Source organism: Pseudomonas sp. BF-B-30, from assembly GCF_019956305.1.
Lineage (GTDB): Bacteria > Pseudomonadota > Gammaproteobacteria > Pseudomonadales > Pseudomonadaceae > Aquipseudomonas > Aquipseudomonas jessenii.
Map to the genome: position 1 here is coordinate 113,750 of NZ_JAHBDG010000022.1, position 23,424 is coordinate 137,173.

22 protein-coding genes are annotated in these 23,424 nt (G+C 61.8%); 8 read left to right on the top strand and 14 right to left on the bottom strand.

What is annotated here, in order from left to right:
• Nucleotides 1–19 precede the first annotated feature (19 nt).
• Nucleotides 20–952, bottom strand: coding sequence for a drug/metabolite exporter YedA (gene yedA, locus KGB29_RS13340; RefSeq protein WP_150813528.1), 933 nt, complete (start codon nt 950–952; stop codon nt 20–22).
• 166 nt (nt 953–1,118) lie between these two features.
• On the opposite strand from yedA, the gene KGB29_RS13345 reads away from it, so the two are divergent.
• Complete coding sequence (locus KGB29_RS13345; RefSeq protein WP_102670812.1) at nt 1,119–1,571, top strand: Lrp/AsnC family transcriptional regulator; 453 nt, start codon at nt 1,119–1,121, stop codon at nt 1,569–1,571.
• A 136-nt stretch (nt 1,572–1,707) separates the two neighbouring features.
• Here KGB29_RS13345 and KGB29_RS13355 read toward each other — a convergent pair whose 3' ends face one another.
• The 3 genes from KGB29_RS13355 to KGB29_RS13365 form a co-directional block, all read right to left on the bottom strand.
• A complete protein-coding gene (locus tag KGB29_RS13355) occupies nt 1,708–2,313 on the bottom strand; it encodes a PolC-type DNA polymerase III (protein ID WP_150813529.1) in 606 nt (201 codons plus the stop codon).
• Between the two features lie 22 nt (nt 2,314–2,335).
• Nucleotides 2,336–2,815 carry an NYN domain-containing protein gene (locus KGB29_RS13360; RefSeq protein ID WP_007990686.1) on the bottom strand — a complete coding sequence of 160 codons (480 nt, stop codon included), beginning with the start codon at nt 2,813–2,815 and terminating at the stop codon, nt 2,336–2,338.
• 120 nt (nt 2,816–2,935) lie between these two features.
• The gene (locus KGB29_RS13365; RefSeq protein WP_150813530.1) at nt 2,936–3,712 is read right to left on the bottom strand and encodes a DUF2076 domain-containing protein; all 777 of its coding nucleotides are present in this window, start codon (nt 3,710–3,712) and stop codon (nt 2,936–2,938) included.
• Nucleotides 3,713–3,890: 178 nt separating this feature from the next.
• Here KGB29_RS13365 and KGB29_RS13370 point away from each other — a divergent pair, with 178 nt between their 5' ends.
• Both KGB29_RS13370 and KGB29_RS13375 read left to right on the top strand, forming a co-directional pair.
• Nucleotides 3,891–4,565, top strand: coding sequence for a YciC family protein (locus KGB29_RS13370; protein WP_057713185.1), 675 nt, complete (start codon nt 3,891–3,893; stop codon nt 4,563–4,565).
• Nucleotides 4,566–4,631: 66 nt separating this feature from the next.
• Nucleotides 4,632–5,711 carry an endonuclease/exonuclease/phosphatase family protein gene (locus tag KGB29_RS13375; RefSeq protein ID WP_150813531.1) on the top strand — a complete coding sequence of 360 codons (1,080 nt, stop codon included), beginning with the start codon at nt 4,632–4,634 and terminating at the stop codon, nt 5,709–5,711.
• 129 nt (nt 5,712–5,840) lie between these two features.
• On the opposite strand, the gene KGB29_RS13380 is transcribed toward KGB29_RS13375, so the two are convergent.
• The 5 genes from KGB29_RS13380 to KGB29_RS13400 all read right to left on the bottom strand — a co-directional run bounded on the left by KGB29_RS13380 (nt 5,841) and on the right by KGB29_RS13400 (nt 11,732).
• Entirely contained in the window at nt 5,841–6,674 is an 834-nt protein-coding gene (locus KGB29_RS13380) for an ABC transporter ATP-binding protein (RefSeq protein WP_150813532.1), read from the bottom strand.
• Nucleotides 6,662–7,465, bottom strand: a complete 804-nt coding sequence (locus KGB29_RS13385; protein ID WP_007990681.1) for an ABC transporter permease — start codon at nt 7,463–7,465, stop codon at nt 6,662–6,664. Before KGB29_RS13385 ends, KGB29_RS13380 begins: the two co-directional genes overlap by 13 nt.
• 8 nt (nt 7,466–7,473) lie before the next feature.
• Entirely contained in the window at nt 7,474–8,460 is a 987-nt protein-coding gene (locus KGB29_RS13390; protein WP_057713182.1) for an ABC transporter substrate-binding protein, read from the bottom strand.
• 389 nt (nt 8,461–8,849) lie between these two features.
• Nucleotides 8,850–10,220 (bottom strand): aspartate aminotransferase family protein, encoded by a 1,371-nt coding sequence (locus KGB29_RS13395; RefSeq protein WP_150814314.1) that lies wholly within the window; start codon nt 10,218–10,220, stop codon nt 8,850–8,852.
• 21 nt (nt 10,221–10,241) lie between these two features.
• Complete coding sequence (locus KGB29_RS13400; protein ID WP_150814315.1) at nt 10,242–11,732, bottom strand: aldehyde dehydrogenase; 1,491 nt, start codon at nt 11,730–11,732, stop codon at nt 10,242–10,244.
• A gap of 227 nt (nt 11,733–11,959) precedes the next feature.
• Between KGB29_RS13400 and KGB29_RS13405 the strand changes: the two genes are divergently transcribed.
• The gene (locus KGB29_RS13405) at nt 11,960–12,880 is read left to right on the top strand and encodes a LysR family transcriptional regulator (protein ID WP_057713179.1); all 921 of its coding nucleotides are present in this window, start codon (nt 11,960–11,962) and stop codon (nt 12,878–12,880) included.
• Between the two features lie 127 nt (nt 12,881–13,007).
• On the opposite strand, the gene hrpB is transcribed toward KGB29_RS13405, so the two are convergent.
• Complete coding sequence (gene hrpB / locus KGB29_RS13410) at nt 13,008–15,524, bottom strand: ATP-dependent helicase HrpB (RefSeq protein WP_218543908.1); 2,517 nt, start codon at nt 15,522–15,524, stop codon at nt 13,008–13,010.
• 109 nt (nt 15,525–15,633) lie between these two features.
• On the opposite strand from hrpB, the gene KGB29_RS13415 reads away from it, so the two are divergent.
• Both KGB29_RS13415 and KGB29_RS13420 read left to right on the top strand, forming a co-directional pair.
• Nucleotides 15,634–16,053, top strand: coding sequence for a hypothetical protein (locus KGB29_RS13415; protein ID WP_057713177.1), 420 nt, complete (start codon nt 15,634–15,636; stop codon nt 16,051–16,053).
• Nucleotides 16,054–16,095: 42 nt separating this feature from the next.
• Nucleotides 16,096–16,992, top strand: coding sequence for a cation diffusion facilitator family transporter (locus KGB29_RS13420; protein WP_057713176.1), 897 nt, complete (start codon nt 16,096–16,098; stop codon nt 16,990–16,992).
• Here KGB29_RS13420 and KGB29_RS13425 read toward each other — a convergent pair.
• A complete protein-coding gene (locus KGB29_RS13425) occupies nt 16,986–18,029 on the bottom strand; it encodes a DUF6515 family protein (protein WP_150814325.1) in 1,044 nt (347 codons plus the stop codon). The two genes, KGB29_RS13420 and KGB29_RS13425, sit on opposite strands and share 7 nt — an antisense overlap.
• A 437-nt stretch (nt 18,030–18,466) precedes the next feature.
• On the opposite strand from KGB29_RS13425, the gene KGB29_RS13430 reads away from it, so the two are divergent.
• Both KGB29_RS13430 and KGB29_RS13435 read left to right on the top strand, forming a co-directional pair.
• Nucleotides 18,467–18,946: an Lrp/AsnC family transcriptional regulator gene (locus tag KGB29_RS13430; RefSeq protein WP_007937367.1), complete on the top strand. Its 480-nt coding sequence runs from the start codon at nt 18,467–18,469 to the stop codon at nt 18,944–18,946.
• Between the two features lie 213 nt (nt 18,947–19,159).
• Nucleotides 19,160–19,369 carry a DUF2788 domain-containing protein gene (locus KGB29_RS13435; protein ID WP_008022976.1) on the top strand — a complete coding sequence of 70 codons (210 nt, stop codon included), beginning with the start codon at nt 19,160–19,162 and terminating at the stop codon, nt 19,367–19,369.
• Here KGB29_RS13435 and KGB29_RS13440 read toward each other — a convergent pair.
• From KGB29_RS13440 to KGB29_RS13450, 3 genes are all read right to left on the bottom strand, one after another.
• Nucleotides 19,364–19,999 carry a pseudouridine synthase gene (locus KGB29_RS13440; RefSeq protein ID WP_150814326.1) on the bottom strand — a complete coding sequence of 212 codons (636 nt, stop codon included), beginning with the start codon at nt 19,997–19,999 and terminating at the stop codon, nt 19,364–19,366. The genes KGB29_RS13435 and KGB29_RS13440 overlap by 6 nt on opposite strands.
• 72 nt (nt 20,000–20,071) lie before the next feature.
• Entirely contained in the window at nt 20,072–21,571 is a 1,500-nt protein-coding gene (gene amn / locus KGB29_RS13445; RefSeq protein ID WP_191622263.1) for an AMP nucleosidase, read from the bottom strand.
• A 175-nt stretch (nt 21,572–21,746) separates the two neighbouring features.
• A complete protein-coding gene (locus KGB29_RS13450) occupies nt 21,747–23,396 on the bottom strand; it encodes an acyl-CoA dehydrogenase family protein (RefSeq protein ID WP_150814328.1) in 1,650 nt (549 codons plus the stop codon).
• Nucleotides 23,397–23,424: the final 28 nt, after the last annotated feature.

Below are 23,424 nucleotides of genomic sequence, written 5' to 3' on the forward strand. Positions count from 1 at the left end.
CAATGCCGCGCAGTTTACCCTAATTCACACGGGATTCTGTCGGCACTGCCGTCACCACCACTGGCCGCTCTGGCGTGCGACGCCATTGTGGCAAGCCGATCAACACCACGGCACTGATGATCACCGCCATCGCCAGGGCTTCTTCGATGCCAATGGTTTCGCCGACGAACACGATCCCCAGCAACACCGCCACCGCCGGGTTGACGTAGGCATAACTGGTCGCTGCCGCCGGACGCACGTGCTTCAACAGGTACATATAGGCGTTGAAGGCGATGATCGAACCGAACACGGTCAGATACGCCAACGCGGCCCAACCTTCAATCGGTGGCACCTTTTCCAGGTGCTCACCGCTGACTGCGCTGGCAATCAGCAACACGACGCCGCCCACCAGCATTTCCACAGCGCTGGCCATCGCGCCCTGAGGCAACGGCAGGTGTTTGCTCCAAACAGAACCAAACGCCCAGGTCGCCGCTGCAAAAATCAGCAACGCCGCACCCAATGGACTCGATTGCAGGTTGGAACCCAGGTTGAGCATGGCGATTCCGATCAAGCCGAGCACAATCCCGGCCCATTCGAGACGGGTATTACGTGCGCCCCAGAAATATCCGCACAGCAAGGTAAACAGTGGCACCGTCGCCACCGCCAAAGCCGCCACCCCGGAGGCGACGCCCGTGTGCTCGGCCACACTCACAGCGCCGTTGCCGCACGCCAGCAGCAGAATCCCGATGATCCCGGCAGCCTTCCACTGCGCCCAGGTCGGCGCCGGCGCCCCGCGCCAGCGCAGAAAGGCGTACATCAAAGTCCCGGCAATGACGAAACGGATACCGGCGAGCAACAACGGCGGCCAGTACTCCACGCCGATGCGGATCACCAGGTAGGTCGAGCCCCAAATCACATACAAGGCGAAGAAGGCAGCGATCAAGGGTAAAGGAAAGCGACGAAAGCCGGACATGGAGGCAGCTCACAGGCAAGTACAAGTGAACGGCTATTCTAGAAAGGCTAGCGCCGGAAAATAAGTTACAAAACCTGTTTAAAGCGCCGGTACACTTTTCAAAACACGGAGTTCAGCGCTATAAACCGTGATTTCGAAAGTCGGCTATTTTCAGGAGTCACCCCCGATGGATAAGTACGACCGCATGCTGCTCAGCGCCCTGCTGGAAAACGGTCGCGCGTCCTACGCGGACCTGGCGCGCAAGGTCAACCTGTCCGCCCCGGCCGTGGCCGAGCGCGTGGCCAAGCTCGAAGCCAGCGGCGTGATTACCGGCTACCAGGCAAAGGTCGACATGGCCAAGCTCGGCCTGCCGATCCAGTGCGTGATCGAACTGCGTCTGAACCAGCACGGCAACCAGAAAGCCTACGACGACCTGATCAAAATCCCGCAATTGACCGAATGCCATCGGGTGACCGGCGATCCCTGCGTGATCATGCAAGCGGCGGTGGGCTCGATGCCGGAGCTGGAAGAGCTGATCAACCGGATCGCCACGTTCGGGTTCAGCAAGACGTCGATTGTGTTGTCGAGCGCGATAGAGAAGCGGGTGCCGCTGGGGCAGTTGGAGGCGAACGGCAAGTAACCCCAAGACCACAGCATATCCAATGTGGGAGCGGGCTTGCTCGCGAAAGCGGTGTGTCATTCAACAATGATGTTGGCTGAACTGGCGCTTTCGCGAGCAAGCCCGCTCCCACAGGGGACTTGCGGTGTTTTCGGGATCAGCGATAGCGCTTGAGGTGTTCGTTTACCTTCGCCGCCGGCACTTTCTGCAATTTGCACAGCAAGTCATGGGACAGCTCGCGCAAGCCGTGTTTCTGGCGCAACTCTTCGGCCAGGTGTGCCGTAAGGTTGGCCGCCATCTCGGCGTCGGCCATGGCCCGGTGGGCCTTGCCGGTGTGGGGCAGGTTGGCGAACGTGGTGAGGGTGCCGAGTTTGTGGTTCGGCGCGGCGGGCATCAGGCGGCGAGCCAGCAGCAGCGAGCAGGCAAAGTTCTGCAGGCGGGTGCGTTTGATTCGCCCCAGTTCGAAGTCCCAGAACTTCTGGTCGAACGCGGCGTTGTGCGCGAGCAACGGCGTGCAGCCGACGAATTCATTCACTTCGTTCATCACCTGCTCGGCCGACGGGGCGGTGCGCAGCATGGCGTTGCTGATGCCGGTGAGTTGTTCGATGAAGGCCGGGACGCGCACGCCGGCATTCATCAGGCTTTGGTAACGCTCGACGATGCGCCCCTGTTCAAGGATCACCACGGCGATTTCCGTGGCCCGGCAGCTGCTGCTCGGTGAGATCCCGGTGGTTTCAAAGTCGATGACTGCGATGCGTTCCAAACCTGGTTCTACTCCGTAAAAATCAATTCTTGAGCAGCAACGCGCCTTCGATCGGCACGTAGCGGCTGGCGGCGCGTATCAGCGAGTTGGCGGTCAGCCCCGGTACGCCGTAGGCCACTGCTTGTACGCCGTGTTTGCTGATGATGCGTTCGAGCAGCATGTCGAAATCACCGTCGCCGGAGGCCAGGACGATTTCATCGACATGGTCGGCGGCATCCATGATGTCGAGGGTGATGCCCACGTCCCAATCGCCCTTGGCTGAGCCATCGCTGCGCTGGATATAGGGTTTGAGCTTCACGGTGAAACCGAGGTTGCGCAGGATCTGCTGGAACTGCTGCTGTTTGCTGTCGCCACGGTCGATGGCATAGGCGTAGGCTTCGACGATCTCGCCCTGCTTGCTGATGTCAGCCCACAGTGCGGCGTAGTTGAAGTGGCAACCATAAGCCTGACGCACGGTGTAGTAGAGGTTCTGGACATCGGCGAACACTGCGATTTTTTTCACCGGCTTTCCTCAGGGCTGAATCAGGCACCAGGCCCGAAAAGTCGCCCAGTATGCCAGCCCCGAGGATTGTTCCGCGAATAATCGGCCCGGAGCGCGGTTGCGCTCCGGACGAATGGCGTATCAGACGAAGGAATCGTCGTCGCCGCCGAATAACGAGTCATCGCTGTAGTCAGCGTCGCTGAACCCGCCCTGATCGTTGCTGTAGGAGTCGTTACCGGCCATGCGCTGGTCATCGCCCCAGCCATTGTTGCCCTGGTCGTTGACCTGGGCCGGCTCTTCCTTGATGACTTCGACGACTTCCGGTTGCTGATTGTGATGGAACAGACTGCTGATGCCTTGTGCCAGCATCACGCCACCCGCCACGCCTGCGGCGGTTTTCAGCGCACCACCGAGGAAACTGCTGCCGGCCGCTGCCGGAGCCTGTTGCTGTGGTGCATAGCCCTGCTGGGGAAAGTTCTGCGGTGGCGCGCCGAAGTTCTGCTGTGACGGTTGCGAACCGAACGACGAGCGTCCCGGCTCGCGCCAGCCACCGCTCGAGGGTGGTGAGCTCTGGGTGGGTGCAGGCTGTGGCTCACGAGAGTTGCCGCCAAAGATGCTCGACAAAAAGCCACCGCTGCTCGGCGCTGGAGCCGGGGTCGCCTGGGCCTTGGCCTGTTGCAGTTCGGCCTGCAACTGCTGGACTTGCTGGGTCAGTTGCCTGTTCTGTTCATCGAGGCTCTTGATCGCCGCCTCTTGCACCAGAATCGCCTGGGTCATGAAATAACCTGCTGCGGGCTGGCGCGTCAGGTGTTCCTTGATCCGCGCCTCGGCCTGGGCGTCGCGCGGGGCTGAGTCCGTTTCGGCCTGTTGCAGCCGGGAAAACAGTCCATCGATCAGGGTTTGTTCTTCGCTGTTCATGGCGACCTCGTAGATTGCCGGGAAAATCGTTGCCTTTATCCAATGAGGATAAGGTGCCCGACCTTAATGGAGGCTGAAACAAGATGTTTCAATGACATTTACCGAACGTTTACGTTTGCGTCTACGAGCGCTTGATCGGTTAAAGTGAGCCACTGCTTCCAACCTGCGATACCCACTGATGAATCCGTTAGATGTCCTGCGTGACTCGCTGTATTTCTTCAAGCGCAATCTGGGCCAGATCGTGCAGCTGTGCCTGCCGCTGGTGATGCTTGAGGCGCTGCTGCAACAAGTGGTCGACCACTCCACCGAGCCGGACAGTTTCCCCGGCATCAGCGTGATAGTCGGCTTGCTGGTGTACCCGCTGTACACCGCTGCGCTGATCCTGTTTCTCGACGCCCGCAGCCGCGGCGAGTCGCCGCGCAACCGCGACCTGCTGGCGATGGCGGCGAGCCTGTGGCCACGCTTCGCCCTGCTGACCGCGCTCAATACCGTGCTGATTCTGCTGGGCCTGTCGCTGTATTTCCTGCCGGGTATCTACCTGATGGTGACCCTGGCGTTTGGCGAATACCTGCTGGTGTTACGCGGCCTGGCGCCACTGGCGGCCATGAAGGAAAGCCTGCGCATGACCCAAGGGCATTTCTTGCGCATCCTGCTGTGCATTCTGTGTGTGATGGGGCCGTTGTGGCTGCTCAAAGGCGTGACGCTGGCGGCGTACCCCGAACCTCAGAACCCGGTGGTATCCATGCTGATCGACAGCGCCCACAGTTTCCTGCAGCTGTTTACCAGCGTGGTGCTGTTCCGACTGTTCATGCTGATCAACCCGTTGCCTGAACGAAATGACAACTCGCTCTGACCTTGGGCGCGCCCCTCGCTCTCGGGTATGCTCGGGAACAATCCTGTAACGCTAATAAGCCGAGCCATGACCCGTCTACTGCGCTACATCCTGCCGGGCCTGCTGATCGTGATCGGCCTGATCGCCGCGATGATCTACAGCCTGACCTGGCGCCCCGATGCCAAAGAATTGTTGCCCGTCAGTTGCAGTGCCCAGGCCCCCTCCCTGGTCCCCGGGCAGGCGTTGAAGGTGATGACCTGGAACGTCCAGTACCTGGCCGGCAAGCGCTACGTATTCTGGAATGACCTGGCCGCGGGCACCGACGAACGTCCCACAGCGGAAGACATGGCTTTCAGCCTTGACGAAGTGGCGCGGGTGATTCGTGACGAACAACCGGACATCGTGCTGCTGCAGGAACTGGACGACGGCGCCAAGGCCAGCGATTACCAGCACCAGTTCAAGCTGCTGCAGGAGCGGCTCGCCGACTTGTATCCGTGTGGCACCAGCGCGTTCGACTGGAAAGCCGACTTCGTGCCGAATCCGCACATCTTCGGCAGTGTCGGCCGGCAACTGGCAACCCTGAGCCGTTATCGGATCGAACATGCCGAACGGCTGCAACTGCCAGTCGCCTCGGGCAATCCGGTCAGCCGCCAATTCAAACCCAGAGACGCTTTGCTGGTGAGCTACTTGCCATTGAGTGATGGCGGGCAAATAGCGGTGCTCAATACCCATCTGGAGCGCGCCGATCGAGCGGACAACACCTTGCAAAACCAGGTGAACGCCGTGGCCAGGGCCCTCGATAAACTCGAAAGCCGTGGCACGCCGTGGTTGATCGGTGGGGATTTCAACTTGTTGCCGCTGGGCCAGTATCGGCGCCTGCCCGATGCACAACGCGCGCCCTACTCCGCCGACAGCGTGTTGCACCTGCTGTGGGACAAGTACCCGATGATCCCGACCAACAACGAAGCCAGTGGCATCGACCGCGAGCGCTGGCTGACCCACTACCCGAACGATCCCGGACTGAACGGCCCGGACCGGACCGTCGACTACCTGTTCTACAGCCCGCGGATCAAACGGGTAGAGGCGATGGTGCGGCAGGACGATACATTGCGCATCTCCGATCACCTGCCGGTGATTGCGCGGTTTCTGTTGCCGGTTGCGCCCTGATTCCGAGTCAACACAAAACCTGTGGGAGCGGGCTTGCTCGCGAAGAGGCCAGTACATCCGACATCAATGTTGTCTGATACACCGCTTTCGCGAGCAAGCCCGCTCCCACAAGGTCTGTGCAAACCTGACTTAATGCACCTCCTCCAGATCATCATGCAGCAGCCCGAAGATCTCGCGCTTCATCTCGATGAACGAGCGCTCCATGACCATGTCCAGGTTGCGTGGACGCTCGATCGGCACATCCAGAATCTGCTTGATCCGCCCCGGCCTGGCCCCCATCACATACACCCGGTCGCCCAGCAGAATCGCCTCGTCGATGTCGTGGGTCACGAACAACACAGTCTTTTTGCTGTTGCCCCACACCCGCAGCAACAGCTGCTGCATTTGCAGGCGCGTCTGGCTGTCGAGAGCGCCGAAGGGTTCGTCCATCAGCAGGATCTGCGGGTCATTGGCCAGTGCGCGGGCAATGGCGACACGTTGCATCATCCCGCCGGACAACTGTTTGGCGTAGTTGTCGGCAAAACCGCTCAGACCCACTTCGTTCACGTAGTAATCGACGATGTCCTTGCGTTGCGCCGCCGGCATGCCACGCCGCTTGAGGCCGAACTCGACGTTCTGGCGCACCGTCAGCCACGGGAACAGCGTGTAGCTCTGGAACACCATGCCGCGGTCCGCGCCGGGGCCTTCGACCTGCTGGCCGCCAACGTAAATCTCACCCGAGGTCGGTTCGGCCAGGCCGGCGGTGAGATACAGCAGGCTCGACTTGCCGCAGCCCGAAGGCCCCACCAGCACAGCGAATTGCTGGTCCGGCACCTCGAACGACACCTCCTGTAACGCGGTAAAGGTACCGCCATCGGGTTTCTTGTAACTCAGGCTGACCTTGTCCACCTTCAGCCGTGGCGCGTTCACCGGGGCGGCCTGAGGGGCGACAAAACGATGAGTGGCGGCGGTTACTGAGCCCATGCGGTGATCCTCAGACGTAGGAAACGGAACAGTTGATCGGTGACCAGGCCCAGCAGGCCGATGATCGCGATGGCGAGGAAAATCACATCCACCTGAAAGCCACGCATAGCCTTGAGGCTCAGGTAACCCAGGCCACTGGATGCGGCCACCAGTTCAGCCACCACCAGGTAAGTCCAGGCCCAGCCCATGGTCACCCGCAGGGTGTCGAGCACGCCCGGCAAGGACGCCGGGGCAATCACATGCAGCACCGCGTCACGACGGTTAGAGCCAAGGGTGTAGGAGGCGTTGATCAGGTCCTTGGAGATGCCTTTGGACACGTCCGCGATCATCACCAGTTGCTGGAAGAAGACGCCGAAAATGATCACCGACACCCGCTGCTCCAGACCGATGCCGATCCACAGGATGAACAGCGGCACGAACGAGGTCACCGGCAGGTAGCGAATGAAATTCACCAGCGGCTCAAGGAAGGCCTGGACGATGCGAAAGCTGCCCATCAACAAGCCCAGGGGCACCGCCACCAGGGACGACACGATGAAACCGACCATCACCACTTCGACACTGGCCCACACATGTTGGCCAAGGGTGCCGTCGCGGCCTAACCGCACGGCGGCCTCGACCACCGCGCCCGGCGTCGGCAGGAACATGCCCGGCACCACGCCGCCGTAGGACAACCCGGCCCACAGGCCGACCAACAGCACCCAGGCCAGGCCGCTCGCGCTCCAGATCACCGAGACCGGCAATCCGGTCTTGGGCGTGATGCAGCGGCTCAGCCATGAATTGCGCTTGAACATGCAGCCTCCTAGAGCGGGGTGACGAAGCGGTTGTCGATCAGGTCGTCATTGCTGACGTTGTAGGGCTTGCCTTGCAGCTCGCTGGCGGTCTCGTTGGCCAGCTTGATCAGCGGTGCGCTGTCACCCGGTTTACCCGGCGAACCCAGCAGTTTTTCGCTCATGGCCTGATCGTAAAAACGCACGCCCTGTGCGGCCGCTTCCATTTCCTTCGGATCGGCCAGGTAACCGCCGACACCCTTGGCCATGATTTTGTAGGCTTCCTGTGGATGATCCTTGGTGTACTGCACAGCTTTATACAAACCGGCCACCAGGGCCTTGACGTCTTCCGGCTGCTTTTCGATCACGCTGCAGTTCAGTGCGACCACATCGACGATCACCCCCGGTGTGCTGCTGCTGTCGATCAGCACCTTGCCCTGCTTCTTGTCGCGAACCATCGACAGGTGCGGTTCCCAGGTCACGGCAGCCGGTACGCGACCGGCGATGAACGCGGTGGCGGCGTCGTCGGCCGTCATGTTCTGCACGGTGATGTCGCTCATGCTCATGCCGTGTTTTTTCAGCAGATAGGACAACCAGAACTGCGAGGTCGAACCTTCGTTGACCGCAACGGCCTTGCCCTTGAGTTCCTGCAGGCTCTTGACGTCCTTGCCCACCAGCACGCCGTCGCCACCATGGCTGTCGTCCAGCGCGGCCACGGCCTTGAAGCAGAATTGCGGACGGTACTTGAGCACCTCGTCGATGGTCGACGCCGAGCCGGACAACTCGCCGGAAGCTTGTGCGGCCATGTACATCGCCGCTTCCTCGACCACCGGCAATTCGACGGTCAAACCGTTTTCCTTGAAGTAGCCAAGGTCCTTGGCCAGGTACAGGGTGCCGTAGCCGACCCAAGTGGTATGACCGATGGACAGGGTGCCGGCCTGGGCGCTGGTGGCGACCGTCGCGGCGATGGCGGTGACCGCCAGTGGATGGGCAACGCGGGTAAGCAAGGACTTGATCATGGAGCACTCCCAAAGCTGTTGATTTAGTTTTGTCATGGGCAGTACGGCGAGCCCTGAATCGGCTGCAACCTGTGGTCTCTCGGGGACCCTTCGGCGGGCAGCATTCGGTGGGCTGGCGAGATCGATGTTGGCCCAAGGGCGGGATTAGGAAAATGAGGAAATATGTGGATGCGAACGATGAAAAAACTCGTTAGCGCGCACCGCGAAAGGGCGCTGCGGGCGGGGATGCCCGAGGTGGGTGCAAGAGGTGAAGAATGTGTTGAATGGGCCATCGCATTCGCGAGCAAGCCCGCTCCCACAGGTTATGTGTAGTGCCCAAAACTTGCGGCAGACACAAATCCTGTGGGAGCGGGCTTGCTCGCGAAGAGGCCCGAGAGAACGCTACAAGATCAAATCCGGCCGTACTCCTGCGCCGTACGATCCACCGCTTTCAGGGTCTTGCCGATCAGCTCATCAATCTCCTCACGGCTGGCAATCAACGCCGGCGCCATGATCATCCGGCCCAAGGTCGAGCGAATGATCACGCCCTCTTCAAAACCGATCGTACGGCAGCGCCACGCAATGTCGTTTTCGTTGGCAAAACGCTTGCGGCTGGTTTTGTCTTCGGCCAGTTGCAGCGCCGCAACCATGCCGGTGCCCTGGATGTCACCCACCAGCGGGTGCTTGCCGAACACTTCGCGCAGACACTGCTGCAGGTACGGGCCGATGTCGTCCTTGACCCGCGTCACCACGCCTTCATCGCGCAAGGCCTTGAGGTTGGCAATCGCCACCGCCGCCGCCACCGGGTGCCCGGAATAGGTCAGGCCGTGGGCAAACACACCGCCCTGCTCCACCAGCACCGAGGCCATTTTCTTCGACAGGATCAAGCCGCCCATGGGGATGTAGCCCGAGGTCAGGCCCTTGGCGATGGACAGGGTGTCCGGCTCGAAACCGAAGTACTCGTGGGCGAACCATTCGCCGGTACGACCGAAGCCACCGATCACCTCATCGGCGCACAGCAGTACATCGTACTTGCGGCAGATGCGCTGGATTTCCGGCCAGTAGCTTTCCGGCGGGAATATCATGCCGCCGGCGCCCTGGAACGGTTCGGCAATAAAGCCCGCGACCTTGTCAGCACCCAGTTCGAGGATCTTCGCTTCCAGTTGCTGCGCCGCGCGCAGACCGAATTCTGCCGGAGTCAGGTTGCCTTCGTGGGCGAAGAAGTACGGCTCGTCGATGTGCTCGATGTCCGGAATCATGCCGCCCATTTCGTGCATGAACTTCATGCCGCCCAGCGCCGTCGCGGCCAGGGTCGAACCGTGGTAACCGTTCCAGCGGCCGATCATGATTTTCTTCTCGGGTTTGCCGAGCACCTGCCAGTAACGACGCACCGTGCGGATCAACACCTCGTTGGCTTCAGAGCCGGAGTTGGTGTAGATCGCGTGGCTGTAGTGAGCCGGCAGCAGGCTGAACAGCAGCTCGGACAGCTCGATCACCTGCGGGTGGGTGGTGTGGAAAAACATGTTGTAGTACGGCAGCTGTTCCAGCTGCCGGCTCGCCGCGGCGGCCAGGTCCTTGCGCCCGTAACCGAGGTTGGTGCACCACAACCCGGACATGCCGTCGAGGTAACGCCGACCATCGTTGTCCCACAGGTGCAGGCGCTCGCCACGGACCATCACCCGTGGCCCCTCATCGTTGAGGGCTTTCTGATCGACGAACGCATGGATGTGGTGCGCAGCGTCGGCGGCCTGGTAGTCGCGGGTATCACGTGGTGTGGTCATCGCCAGTTCTCCGTTTTGTTATCAGCGCAATTGAAACCAGGTGGTCTTCAACTGGGTGTATTTATCGAATGAATGCAGGGACAGATCGCGGCCGAAACCCGACTGCTTGCCACCGCCAAAAGGCACGGTCACGTCCAGCGCATCGACGCTGTTGACCGACACCGTACCGGCCCGCAATTGTCGCGCCACACGGTGGGCGCGGTTGAGGTCGTCGGTCCACAGCGAAGCCGCCAGACCGTAGACGCTGTCGTTGGCCAATTGCAAGGCGTGGGCTTCGTCGTCGAACACCGTGACGGCCAGAACCGGGCCGAACACTTCATCGCGAAACAGCGGCATGTCCGGCGTCACGCCGGTGAAAATCGTCGGCTGGATGAAGTTGTCCGAGCCGTTGAAGATCGACTGCCGACCGCCACAGACCTTGGTCGCGCCTTGCTGTTCGGCTTGCTGGATGAACTTCATGATGCGCGCGGTCTGACGGCTGTCGACGATGGCCCCGGCAGCGCTCGACGGGTCCAGCGGATCGCCCGGCAACCAGCGTTCGGCCTGGGTTTTGAGGCGTTCGACAAACTCGTCATGGATCGAGCGCTGCACCAGCAACCGCGAGTTGGCCGAGCAGACTTCGCCCTGATTGAAGAAGATACCGAACGCGGCTTTCTCGGCCGCCAGGTCCAGATCCTGACAATCGGCAAACACCAGGTTGGCGCTCTTGCCGCCGCACTCCAGCCACACCTGCTTGAGGTTCGATTGCGCCGAGTACTGCATGAAATATTTGCCGACCTCGGTGGAGCCGGTGAACACCAGGCAATCGACGTCCGGGTGCAGGCCGAGGGCCTTGCCGGTCTGCTCGCCGAGCCCCGGCAGCACGTTCAGCACACCCGCAGGTACACCGGCTTCCAGCGCCAGCTCAGCCAGGCGCAGGGCGGAAAACGGCGACTGTTCGGCCGGCTTGAGGATCACCGAGTTACCGGCGGCCAGGGCTGGGGCGAGTTTCCACGCCGCCATGTCCAGAGGGAAATTCCACGGCACCACCGCAGCCACCACGCCCAAGGCTTCGCGAGTAATGGTTGCCAGCACGTTCTGCGCACTCGGCGCGACCTGATCGTAGAGTTTGTCGAGGCTTTCGGCGTACCAGCGGAACACTCCCGCGGCACCCGGCACGTCGACGTTGTAGGCATCGGCGACGGGCTTGCCCATGTTCAGCGAGTCGAGCAGCGCCAGTTCTTCACGGTTTTCGAGGATCAAGTCGGCCAGGCGCAACAGCACTTGCTTGCGTTCGGTCGGTGAGCGCGCAGCCCAGGTGCCTGCCTCGAAAACCTGCCGCGCATTGTGTACCGCCGAGTTCACGTCTTCTTCGCCGCAGGCGGCAACGTTGGCCAGGCATTGGCCGGTGGCGGGGTTGATCGCGGCGAAAGTCTGCCCCGACTGCGCCGCGCGGCACTGGCCGTCGATCACGGACTGGTCGGGAAACCGCAGGGAAGCGGCCTTGCGTTGCCAATACTCAAGCTCGAACACGTTCAGATGCTCCAGAGGACATTCTTGTGTATTGGATAGTCGCTCAGGCCCAAGCGGTGGAAAACCAGTAAAAATGTGTTCGCAGGCCAAGAAAAAACTACGTAGCCGATCTCCCTTCTGGCGCAGCATGTGGTTATTGTTCAACCACAACAAATCGCTACCCGAGCGGATAGGGGTGGCGCGCAAATTGCCAGGATGCCTGATCCGTTCTCCCCCCGAGGTTCGCTGTGGCTGCCTACAATCTGCGTCAACTGAAATACTTCATCACCACCGTCGAGTGCGGCAGCGTGGCCGAGGCCTCGCGCAAGCTGTACATCGCCCAGCCCTCGATCTCCACGGCCATCAAAGGGCTGGAAGACAGTTTCGGCGTGCAGCTGCTGATTCGTCACCATGCACAGGGCGTGTCATTGACCCCCAGTGGTGCACGCTTCTACCGCAAGGCCCAGGAACTGCTGCGCATGGCCAAGGAGTTCGAACAGAACGCCCTGGCCGACAACGATGTGGTCTCCGGGCAGATCGATATCGGCTGCTTCGAAACCGTCGCACCGCTGTACCTGCCGCAATTGATCGCCGGATTTTCGGCGTTGTACCCGGGGGTGGAAATCCGCATCCGCGACGGCGAGCAACAAGAGCTGGTGCAGGGCCTGACCTCCGGCGCTTTCGACCTGGCGATCCTTTACGAGCACGATCTGGACGGCACCATCGAGACCGAACCGCTGATGCCGGCGCAACGACCTTACGCGCTGCTGCCCGCCGATCACCGTTTTGCCCAGCAGGCACAGGTGTCGCTGCGGGACCTGTGCCTGGAGCCAATGATTCTTCTGGACGTGCAGCCGAGCCGGACCTACTTCGTCAGCCTGTTCGATGAGCTGGGCCTGACCCCGCGCATCGCCTTCAGCTCGCCTTCGATCGAGATGGTGCGGGGCATGGTTGGCCAAGGGTTCGGATTCTCGATCCTGGTGACCAAACCGCATTCGGAGTGCACCTACGACGGGCAGAAAGTGGTGTGCGTGGACATCGCTGAAGACGTCACCGGTTCAGGGCTCGTGGCGGCATGGCTCAAGCGTGGGCAACTGACCAAACCGGCGCAGTTGTTTGCGGACTACTGCCGCGAACAGCTGACCGCCAAATCCGAAAGATCGCAGTAACTTCTGTGGTGAGGGGGCTTGCCCCCGCTGGGTCGCGCAGCGGCCCCAACTCTTCATCTGAAAAGCAGGGCCTGCTGCGCAGTCCAACGGGGGCAAGCCCCCTCGCCACAGAGTCCGGTGTTAACCGTTATTTACGGGGTTTGATCCGCGCAGTTGCTTCGGCCACCAGCGGATCATCCGGCCAATAATGCTTCGGATAGCGCCCCTTCAGATCCTTCTTAACCTCGGCGTAGGTGCTGCGCCAGAAGTTGGCCAGGTCCTGAGTCACCTGCACCGGTCGCCGCGCCGGGGACAACAGATGCAGTTTGACCACCTGCCGCCCCCCGGCAATGCGCGGGGTCTCGGCCAGGCCGAACAGCTCCTGCAAGCGCACCGCGAGAATCGGCGGCTGTTCGCTGTAATCCAGACGAATCGAGGAGCCTGACGGCACGCTCAAATGATGGGGCGCCAGCTCGTCCAAGCGTTGTGGCAGCGGCCACGGCAGCAGGTTGTGGACGATGCTCGACAGATCCAGGTTGGCGAAGTGACTGAGCCGCGAAACCTTGCCCAGATACGGCATCAGCCAGTGCTCCAAACTCTTGAGCAATGCCACGTCGCTGACATCCGGCCACTCGCTCTCGCCCTTGGCGGCGAGGTCCAGTTGCCGCAACAAGGCGACCCGCGCCTGCCACTGACGCAACTCCGGTGTCCACGGCAACAGTTCCAGCCCTTTGCGCCGCACCAGGTTGACCAGCGCCTGGCTGCGGGCGGTTTCATCGAGACCGGTCAGCGGTTCACGACTGAGGATCAGTTCACCAACCTTGCGCTGACGCTCGGCCCGCAGTACGCCTTCGCGTTCATCCCAATCCAGTTGATCGACGCAGCGAACCTGCTCGGCCAGCACTGAATCGAAGAGTGCCGGATCGAAGTCCGTCGCCAGATAAATCCGCTCCTCACGCTGGCCCTGGCGACTGCCCAGATCGGCGATCACCAACCACGGCTGCTTCATCAGGCTGTCGGCCTCGGCGAACAGTGCGGCACGTCCGTTGGCCAAGCGATATTCCGCACCACCGGCGCGCCGTTGCTGAGCGACTCGGTCGGGATAGGCCAGCGCCAGCAATGCGCCGAGCCAGCGCGAGTGATCTGGATCGCTGACCGGCTCCGCTGCTTTGCCCCGAAGGTAACCACGATACTGCCGCGCCAGTTGCCGTGCGCGCTGCACCCCACCCTGGGCACCCCGTGCGGCGCGTTCTTCGCCAGACAGCAATACCAGTCGGCTGTGCAAGTCCGCCCCGGCGCCGCGCAAGATATCGCGCTCGCCGAGCAGTGCCGCGACGTCGCAGGCCATGTCCGCCAGTCCCAGCGCCTGGCCGCGCAACAGCAAATGCGCGATACGCGGATGCGCCGGCAGTTCGGCCATGGCCTGACCGTGACGGGTCAGCGTTTCGCCATCCAACGCTCCGAGGCGTTCCAGCAAATCTTGAGCCTGTGCATAGGCAGCCGCAGGTGGCACGTCGAGCCACACCAACTGTTCGGGTTTTACGCCCCAACGTCCCAGTTGCAAGGCCAGCCCGGCGAGGTCCGCCGAAAGAATTTCCGCACTGCCATAGGCCGCCAGTTGCTCGTGCTGATCCTGGGACCACAAGCGATAACACACGCCCGGCTCCAGGCGCCCGGCCCGGCCCGCGCGCTGGGTGGCGCTGGCCTTGGAAATGCGCTGGGTGTCGAGACGGGTCATGCCGCTGCCGGGGTCGAAACGCGGCACCCTAGCCAGCCCGGCATCGATCACCACGCGCACGCCATTGATGGTCAGGCTGGTTTCGGCGATGTTGGTGGCCAGCACCACTTTGCGCTTGCCCGTCGGTGCCGGATCGATGGCTGCCCGTTGCGCGGCGAGGTCCAGTTCACCGTGCAATGGGCACAGTAGAACCTGAGTGTTTTCGCCCAAGGCATCGGCCAGTTGCTGATGCACGCGCCGGATTTCCGCCTGCCCCGGCAGGAACACCAACACACTGCCGGTTTCGTCGTTCAAGGCTTCAAGAATGGTTTGTACCAAGCGCGGCTCGATGAATTCACCGGACTGGAACGGTCGGCCCCAGCGCATCGCCACCGGGAACATGCGCCCTTCGCTGCGCAGGATCGGCGCGTCGTCGAGCAACCCGGCCAAGCGTTCGCCTTCCAGCGTGGCGGACATCAAGAGGATTTTCAGCGGCTGATCGTCACGGAACAGTTCCCGGCCATTGAGGCTCAGGGCCAGTGCCAGATCCGCGTCGAGACTGCGTTCATGAAATTCGTCGAAGATCAGCAGGCCCACGCCCTCAAGCGCGGGGTCGTCCTGCAAACGCCGGGTGAGGATGCCTTCGGTGACCACTTCAATGCGGGTGTTGGGACCGACCTTGCTGTCGAGCCGAATGCGATAGCCCACGGTTTCGCCGACCTTCTCCCCCAGTTCACTGGCCAGCCGCTCCGCCGCCGCCCGCGCCGCCAACCGGCGGGGTTCAAGCATCAGGATGGTCTGCCCGGCCAGCCACGGTTCGTTGAGCAAGGCCAAAGGCACGCGGGTGGTTTTACCTGCGCCGGGCGGCGCTTCGAGCACGGCTTCGTGGCGTGTAGCGAGGGCTTCACGCAGGGCGGGTAAAACTTCATCGATCGGCAAAGAAATCATGCTGGCTCCCAAACAGAGCGGCGAGTATAACGGCGAACTGCAAGGCGTTCGTCAGGGTCTTAATTCATACCGACGACGTTTCGTTTCGAGATTACCCAGGAGGTTTCATATGCGTGCTCCCTTTCGCCTGATTGGCGGTGTTCTGGTCGCAACCTTGCTGACTCAAGTGACCGCCTGCGGTTCGATCTTCTACCCGGATCGCCGTGGCCAGATCGAAGGCAAGATCGACCCGGCCATTGCCGCGCTCGACGCCGTGGGCCTGCTGTTCTACATCATCCCCGGCCTGATTGCGTTTGCCGTGGACTTCGCCACCGGCGCGATTTACTACGCACCGGGAGAGACCGCACAAGTTGCACCGGAAAAACTCAAGGAAGCCATCGGCGCCGACGGCAAAGTCGATAACCGCAAGTTGCAGACTATTCTGGAAAGCGAACTGGGTCGCAGCTTCCCGCTGGACGATCCACGCCTGATCCAGAGCAAAGGCAACGCCCAGCAACTGGCGATGTTCGGCCTGCAACCCGCCGCGTAAATCCCTACGCGCGAAAGGACTCTTCAAGGAACGATGGCCCCTATGACCTCCAGCTCCGAACACGCCCGCCTGCTGCGGCTGGCGACCCGTGCCTCGGTGGCGGTGGCATGCATCCTGATCGTCGCCAAAGCCATCGCCTGGTGGTTGAGCGGCTCGGTGAGCATGCTCGCCGGGCTCACCGACTCGACACTCGACGGCGTCACGTCATTGCTCAACCTGCTGGCGGTGCATTACGCCCTGCGCCCGGCCGACAATGATCATCGCTACGGGCACGGCAAGGCCGAGTCATTGGCGGGCATGGCCCAGGCGTTGTTCATCGGCGGCAGTGCGGTACTGATCGCGTTGCAGGCCTACGATCGGTTGAAGCATCCCGAGCCCGTGGGCGCGCCGTGGATCAGTATCGGCGTGATTGTGTTTTCCCTCGTGCTGACCCTGGCGTTGTTGATGTTTCAACATCGGGTGGTCAAGGCCACCGGCTCCAACGCGGTGCGCGCCGACTCCCTGCACTACCGCTCGGACATGCTGCTCAACGGCAGCATTCTGATCGCGCTGGTGTTGGCCGGGTTTGGACTGCATCAGGTCGACCCCTGGTTCGGCCTGGGAATCGCCGTCTACATTCTGTGGAGCGCGGTGCAGATCGCCAGGGAGAGCTTCGCGGTGTTGATGGATGAAGAACTGCCGCCGGAGGTCAGCCAGCACATGCTGGAATTGGCGTGCAGCGTCCCCGGCGTATTGGGTGCCCATGACCTGCGCACGCGGATCTCCGGCAACCAGTGGTTTGTGCAGTTGCATCTGGAGCTGCCGGGGGAGCTGACGTTATCCGTTGCCCATGGCATCAGCGATCAGGCTGCCGCCGCCATTCACACCGCCTACCCGCGGGCCGAAGTGCTGGTGCACGCCGACCCTCAGGAAGTGGTGAAAGCCGCGCGGGATCAGTAAGTCACCTGATAACCGCGACTGCTCAGGCAGTTACCCTGGGCCTGTCGGTAGGCTTGCACCACCGACGGGTCTGGCTGGTAGGTGGCGGTTCGTGGATCGAAACCACTCTGCTGCACCGCGTATTGATAACACTCGTAACCGTCCCGACTGACCTGCTCCGGCGACTGCCCGTTGGCTGGATACGCCTCCACGTCATAACCGCTGTTGCCAGCGGGTGGTTGCGGTTGGCCAACCGGCGGTTCGACCACGACGTAATCCTGAGTGCTTTGCTGATAGGCGTAATAGGAACCGGCCGCCAGGAACAGCAGCGCCCCGCCGATCCATACCTGCTCGGCGTAATCGGGCAGGTACCTGACACGAATCCCGCGCGGTGGCTGCACCACCACGTAACGCGGGCCCAGCGGGCGATACCAGTAGCCACCGGAATAGAAGTAATCCATGCCACGGTAAGGCACGCGGTAGTCGCGCTCGGGAAAGCGGTCGATCACATGACCGGGACGATACCTGGGGCCAGGCCCCCAGCCGTTACCGCGCCCACTCGGGCGCCCCTGCCCGTGATTGTCATAGGACGGTGCGACGGTGTAACCACTCCAGCGCTGTTTGTCATCGTTGCGACGTGGCTGGTCCTGGTAGTAACCGCGCTGCGGCTCCTGGGTCTGGCGCACGGTGTCGGGCCGGGGTTGGATTGGCATGTCAGTGGCCGGCATCTGCGGCGGTGGCGGCGGCGAGCGCACCTGGCTGTTGAAATCCGGTGCTGGACGGCTCTGCCTCTGGTCATTGTCCTGACGTTGATTCTGGCCGCCGTGCTCTTTCTGGCGGTTGTCCTTGTTCTGCGCCCGGGGCTGATTCTGCTGCTGGCCGTTTTGCGGATGCGGCTGGTCACCGCCACCACGGCCCTGGTTATCGCCCTGATGCCCACCCTGGCCGCGTTGCCCGCCATCATGGCCACGGTTTTGCGGCTCATCGGCCATCGTTTGCACCGAGACACTGACGCACAACAAACCAACACCGGCCAAACGCCAGATGCGCGATTTCATGCTTTACCTCATTGCGGGTAAGGGCCTGTACTTAAGACTGGGAAAGCGCTGGCCGGTTCTGCGACAGGTTATCTGTCACACAACTTATTTATTGAGGCCAGCGGGTCAAATTCCACGCAAGAAAAAGGGGAGACCCGTCGGCCTCCCCTTGGAGAACTTCGTCCTGGCTCGACACTTGTGGCGTCGGCTCACCTCACGCCGTCTTCTGGACAGTGTGTAGCTCGGGGGCCGGCACATCCCCGGTGGGGGTGGCGACCGCGGCGGGCCTGATTCGGCGAGCCGCACTGGACTGTTTGTCCGAGCAGTGATTCTGGTGATAAGAATAGGCCGGGAGCGTCGGCAGAGGATTGCGAAGATTGCTGAATTAAACATCACTTGCGCAATTTTTAACCCTAGATACATAATCCTCCGCAATAGTTACGACAAAGGACCGATTGATGAGCAAGCTCGACCGTTACGACCTGAGTATTCTGGCGGAATTGCAGCGCGACGCACGCATCTCCAACCAGGAGCTGGCCGAGCGCATCGGCCTTTCGCCTTCGCCGTGCTCGCGGCGGGTCAAGCAACTGGAAGACGACGGCTACATTTCCCGCCAGGTCGCCCTGCTCGACCGCAAGATGCTGGGCCTGAGCCTGACCGCCTACGTGCTGATCGGCATGGACCGTCACACGCCGGAGCGTTTCGAGAATTTCGAAGCGGCCATCCGCACCCTGCCCCAAGTGCTCGAATGCAGCCTGGTGACCGGGATGGATGCCGACTATCAGCTCAAGGTCGTGGTGCCGGACATGGATCACTACCAGAAACTGCTGCTGGGGCATCTGACGCGGATTGAAGGCGTGACCAGCGTGCGATCGAGTTTTGTGTTGAATCAGGTGTTGAACAGCACCGAACTGCCTTTGACTCATCTGCGCAGCTGAGGACGCCATCGCGAGCAAGCTCGCTCCCACAGGTTTTGTATGGATCACGATACTGCGCTCAACACAAAACTTTGTGGGAGCGAACTTGCTCGCGATGGGGCCGGCACAGGCGACGAATGACTGCGACACACCGACGCAGGTCAATACTGCACGAAGCCAGTGCGGCGTATACTCGCCGCGCCCTTTTAGCCTCGCCTGTGCTGGAGATGTTCGATGGATCCTGCAGTATTCGAAGAGTGGATGATGACCGGACTGGTCACGATCCTGATCATTTTCATGGGTTTCATCGTCTGGGATCTGGCGAAGAAGTCCAAGGCCGGGCGCTTTGGCTCGTTCATTCTGTTCTTCGTGCTCGGCCTTGGTGTTGCTGCATTCGTGATCAAAAGTGTGGTCATCGGCCTGATCGAATCCGGCACTTTATAAGCGCGCCGGTACTTCTTTCCACTGTCCCTGATCGAGCCCTTCGATCGTCCAGTCGCCGATCCTGACTCGCACCAGGCGCAAGGTCGGCAACCCGACCGCAGCGGTCATGCGCCGCACCTGCCGGTTGCGCCCTTCGCGAATCACCAACTCCAGCCAGCTGGTCGGCACGCTTTTACGGAAGCGAACCGGCGGATTGCGCGGCCACAGCTCAGGCTCGTCCAGTTGCCGTACCTCGGCGGGCAAGGTCATGCCGTCATTCAATTCGACGCCGTCGCGCAAGCGCTGCAACTGTTCGGTGTTCGGCTCGCCCTCGACCTGCACCCAATAGGTCTTGGCCAGCTTGTGTTTCGGGTCGGCGATCCGCGCCTGTAGCTGGCCGTCGTTGGTCAGCAGCAACAAGCCTTCGCTGTCGCGGTCCAACCGTCCGGCCGGATAGATGCCCGGTACATCGATGTAATCCTTGAGGGTCGCGCGCCCTTCGCCGTCGCTGAATTGCGTCAGCACATCGAAAGGTTTGTTGAACAGGATCAGCTTCGGCTCGGCTGGTGGTGCCTTGGCGACACGGCGCGGGGCTGATGGGGATGGCTTCGCGCCGGGGCGACGGGAAGGTGGACGAGATGGACGCGACATGGGCAAAACAACATCTAACGGTCAGGGCTGCTAATGCTAGTGCCCTGACCGCCAAATGACCATGACAAACCGTTAGCGGAACGGCGGCTCGTCGAAGCTGCGCAGTTTGCGCGAGTGCAGCGAGTTGAGTTCGGTGCGCAACAGATCCACCGCCTCGATACCGATCTTCAGGTGCTGGCTGACCGCGCGCTCATAGAAAGCGTTGGCCGAGCCCGGCAACTTGATTTCGCTGTGCAGCGGCTTGTCCGAGACGCACAGCAACGTGCCGTACGGCACCCGCAAGCGATAACCCTGCGCGGCAATGGTGCCGCTTTCCATGTCCACCGCCACGGCGCGGGACAGGTTGATCAGCGGCCGCTCCTGCGCCCAGCGCAGCTCCCAGTTACGGTCGTCGTAGGTCAGCACGGTGCCGGTACGCAGGCGTTTCTTCAGTTCGTCGCCCTTCTCGCCGGTGACGTTGGCCGCCGCTTGCTGAAGCGCGAGCTGCACTTCGGCCAACGCCGGAATTGGTATGTTCGGCGGCACCACCCGGTCGAGAATCCCGTCGCGACGCATGTAGGCGTGGGCCAGCACGTAGTCGCCAATGGTCTGCGACTGACGCAGGCCGCCGCAGTGACCGATCATCAGCCAGCAGTGCGGGCGCAGCACGGCCAGGTGGTCGGTGATGTTCTTGGCGTTGGACGGGCCGACACCGATGTTGACCAGGGTTACGCCGTGGCCATCGCTGGCGATCAGGTGATAGGCCGGCATCTGGTAGCGGTGCCAGACCACCCCGGCGGCAATCGCCGAGGCTTCGCCGTGATCCATGCTCTTTTCGATGATCACGTTGCCCGGCAGCACCATGCGCACGAAACGCGGGTCGTTGCGCAGTTGCTCCAGACCATGGACGATGAACTGGTCGACGTAGCGGTGATAGTTGGTCAGCAGAATCCACGGCTGCACATGCCGCCAGTCGCTGCCGGTGTAATGCACCAGTCGGCGCAGGGAGAAATCCACCCGCGCGGCATCGAACAGCGCCAGGGGCAGCGGATCGGTGTTTTCCCAATCGTACAGACCGTCGGCAATGCCGTCGGTCGCCGCCGACAGGTCAGTGCTCGGGAACACCCGCGCCAGCACGGGGGCAGTGACACCGGAACCCGCCAGCTCATCGCCCTGCTCGACCACATACGGATACGGGATGTTCTGCTGGCTGACACCGACTTCCACGGTCACGGTGAAGTCGTGCATCAGCGGAACGAGCTGTTCCAGCAGGTATTTACGGAAAGCCGAGGGATGGGTGACGGTGACGCTGTAGGTGCCCGGCAGCTGGACCTTGGCGTAGGCACGGGTGGTCTGCGGGACTTCGCCCTGGCAGTGATAGGTCAGGCGCAATTCGGGATAGCGGAACATCGAGCGCTGTTCGGCATCGGGCTCGACGCGATCCTTGAGGTAGCGCTTGAGCGCCTGGCTCAACGCGGTGGTTGCACGATTGTGCAAGAGCGCAAGCCGATCCACGGCTTGCTCGGCGGTTTGAACGACAATAAAAGCTTCGGTCACGATCAGCATCCTGTGTTCTGACTTGCAGACCTTCATCTTGCCTGCATCGTCGCTTCACGGGAACAGTGGCATTGACTGTGTACAGAGAACAACTGTGGGAGCGAGCTTGCTCGCGATAGCGGCGCATCAGTCAACATCACTGTTGAATGTTGATCCGTCATCGCGAGCAAGCTCGCTCCCACAGGGATTTGCGGTGCTGGGTCAATCGTGATCAGAAGCCCTGCGGAGTCGAGCGCGCGACAATCGCTTCCACGTCCAGCCCTCGTGGTAACGCGCCATACACTCGGCCGCCGCCATCCAGGCGACTGGCAATAAACGCATCACTGACCACCGCATTCCCGGCTTCCAGCAACAGCTTCGCCTGCAGCCCCAGGGCAATGTCTTCAGTCAGTTGCCGGGCGCGGTACTGGATGTCGCTGGTGTCCTTGAAGGCCGCCTGCAATTGATGGATGTGCGCAGCCAGGCGCTTGTCGCCATGGCCATCGCCCAACTCGCTGAACAGCGCATCGAGCACGCCTGGTTCTTTCGACAGGGCACGCAGCACGTCGAGGCACTGCACATTACCGGAGCCTTCCCAGGTCGAATTCACCGGCGCCTCGCGGTAAAGCCGCGGCAGGATGCTGTCTTCGACATAACCCGCGCCGCCCATGCATTCGGCCGCTTCGTTGATCATCGCCGGCGCCCGTTTGCAGATCCAGTACTTGCCCACCGCCGTCACCAGGCGGGCGAATTTGGCTTCCTGCGAATCATCCAGATGATCCAGCGCCCGGCCCATGCGCAGGCTCAACGCCAGGGCCGCTTCGCTTTCCAGCGCCAGATCCGCCAGCACGTTCTGCATCAACGGCTGTTCGCTGAGCAGTTTGCCGCCAACCGATCGGTGAGCGCAGTGATGGCTGGCCTGAGTCAGCGCCTGGCGCATCAGCGAACTGGAACCGACCATGCAATCGAAGCGGGTCATGGCGACCATCTCGATGATCGTCGGAACGCCACGGCCCTCTTCACCGACCATCCACGCCAGTGCTCCACGGAACTCCACTTCGCTGGAAGCGTTGGAGCAGTTGCCGAGCTTGTTCTTCAAGCGCTGGATATAGAACTGATTGCGCGTGTCGTCCGGACGATGGCGCGGCAACAGGAAACAGGTCAGGCCCTTGTCGGTCTGCGCCAGTGTCAGGAAGGCGTCACACATCGGCGCCGAGCAAAACCACTTGTGCCCCACAAGTTCATAGGCCTGGCCCGGACCGCTGGCGCCGACCGGATAGGCCTTGGTGGTATTGGCCCGCACGTCGGTACCACCCTGCTTCTCGGTCATGGCCATGCCGATGGTGACTCCAGCCTTGTGGACCATGCCGACATTGCGCGGGTCGTATTCGGTGGCGAGGATTTTCGGCAGCCACTTTTTCGCCAGGTCCGGTTGCAGGCGCATGGCCGGAACGCTGGCGAAGGTCATGGTCAGCGGGCATCCACTGCCGGCCTCGGCCTGGCTGTGCAAATAGGTCATGGCCGCGCGGGCGACATGGGCGCCGTCCTGCGGGTGCGCCCAGGGCAGCGAGGTCAGGCCGTGTTCGACCGCCGTGCGCATTAATTGATGATAGGCCGGATGAAACTCCACCAGATCAATGCGATGACCAAACCGGTCATGGCTGTTGAACACCGGCTTGTTCTGATTGGCCAGGAACCCGGCTTCCATCAACGGGCCACCGGCCAGCGCGCCATAGGCGTCGATCCGCGATTCGGCCCAACCGGCCCCGAAGCGCCGCGACCATTCCTGCAACGGCAAGTCAATGCGGTACAGGTTGGCGCCGTCCAGTGACGGTGGCTGGTTGGTGACTTCGTGGGTTTCGGCGAACTGATGCAGGTTCATGACAGGGCTCCTTTGGTCGGCCAAGGGA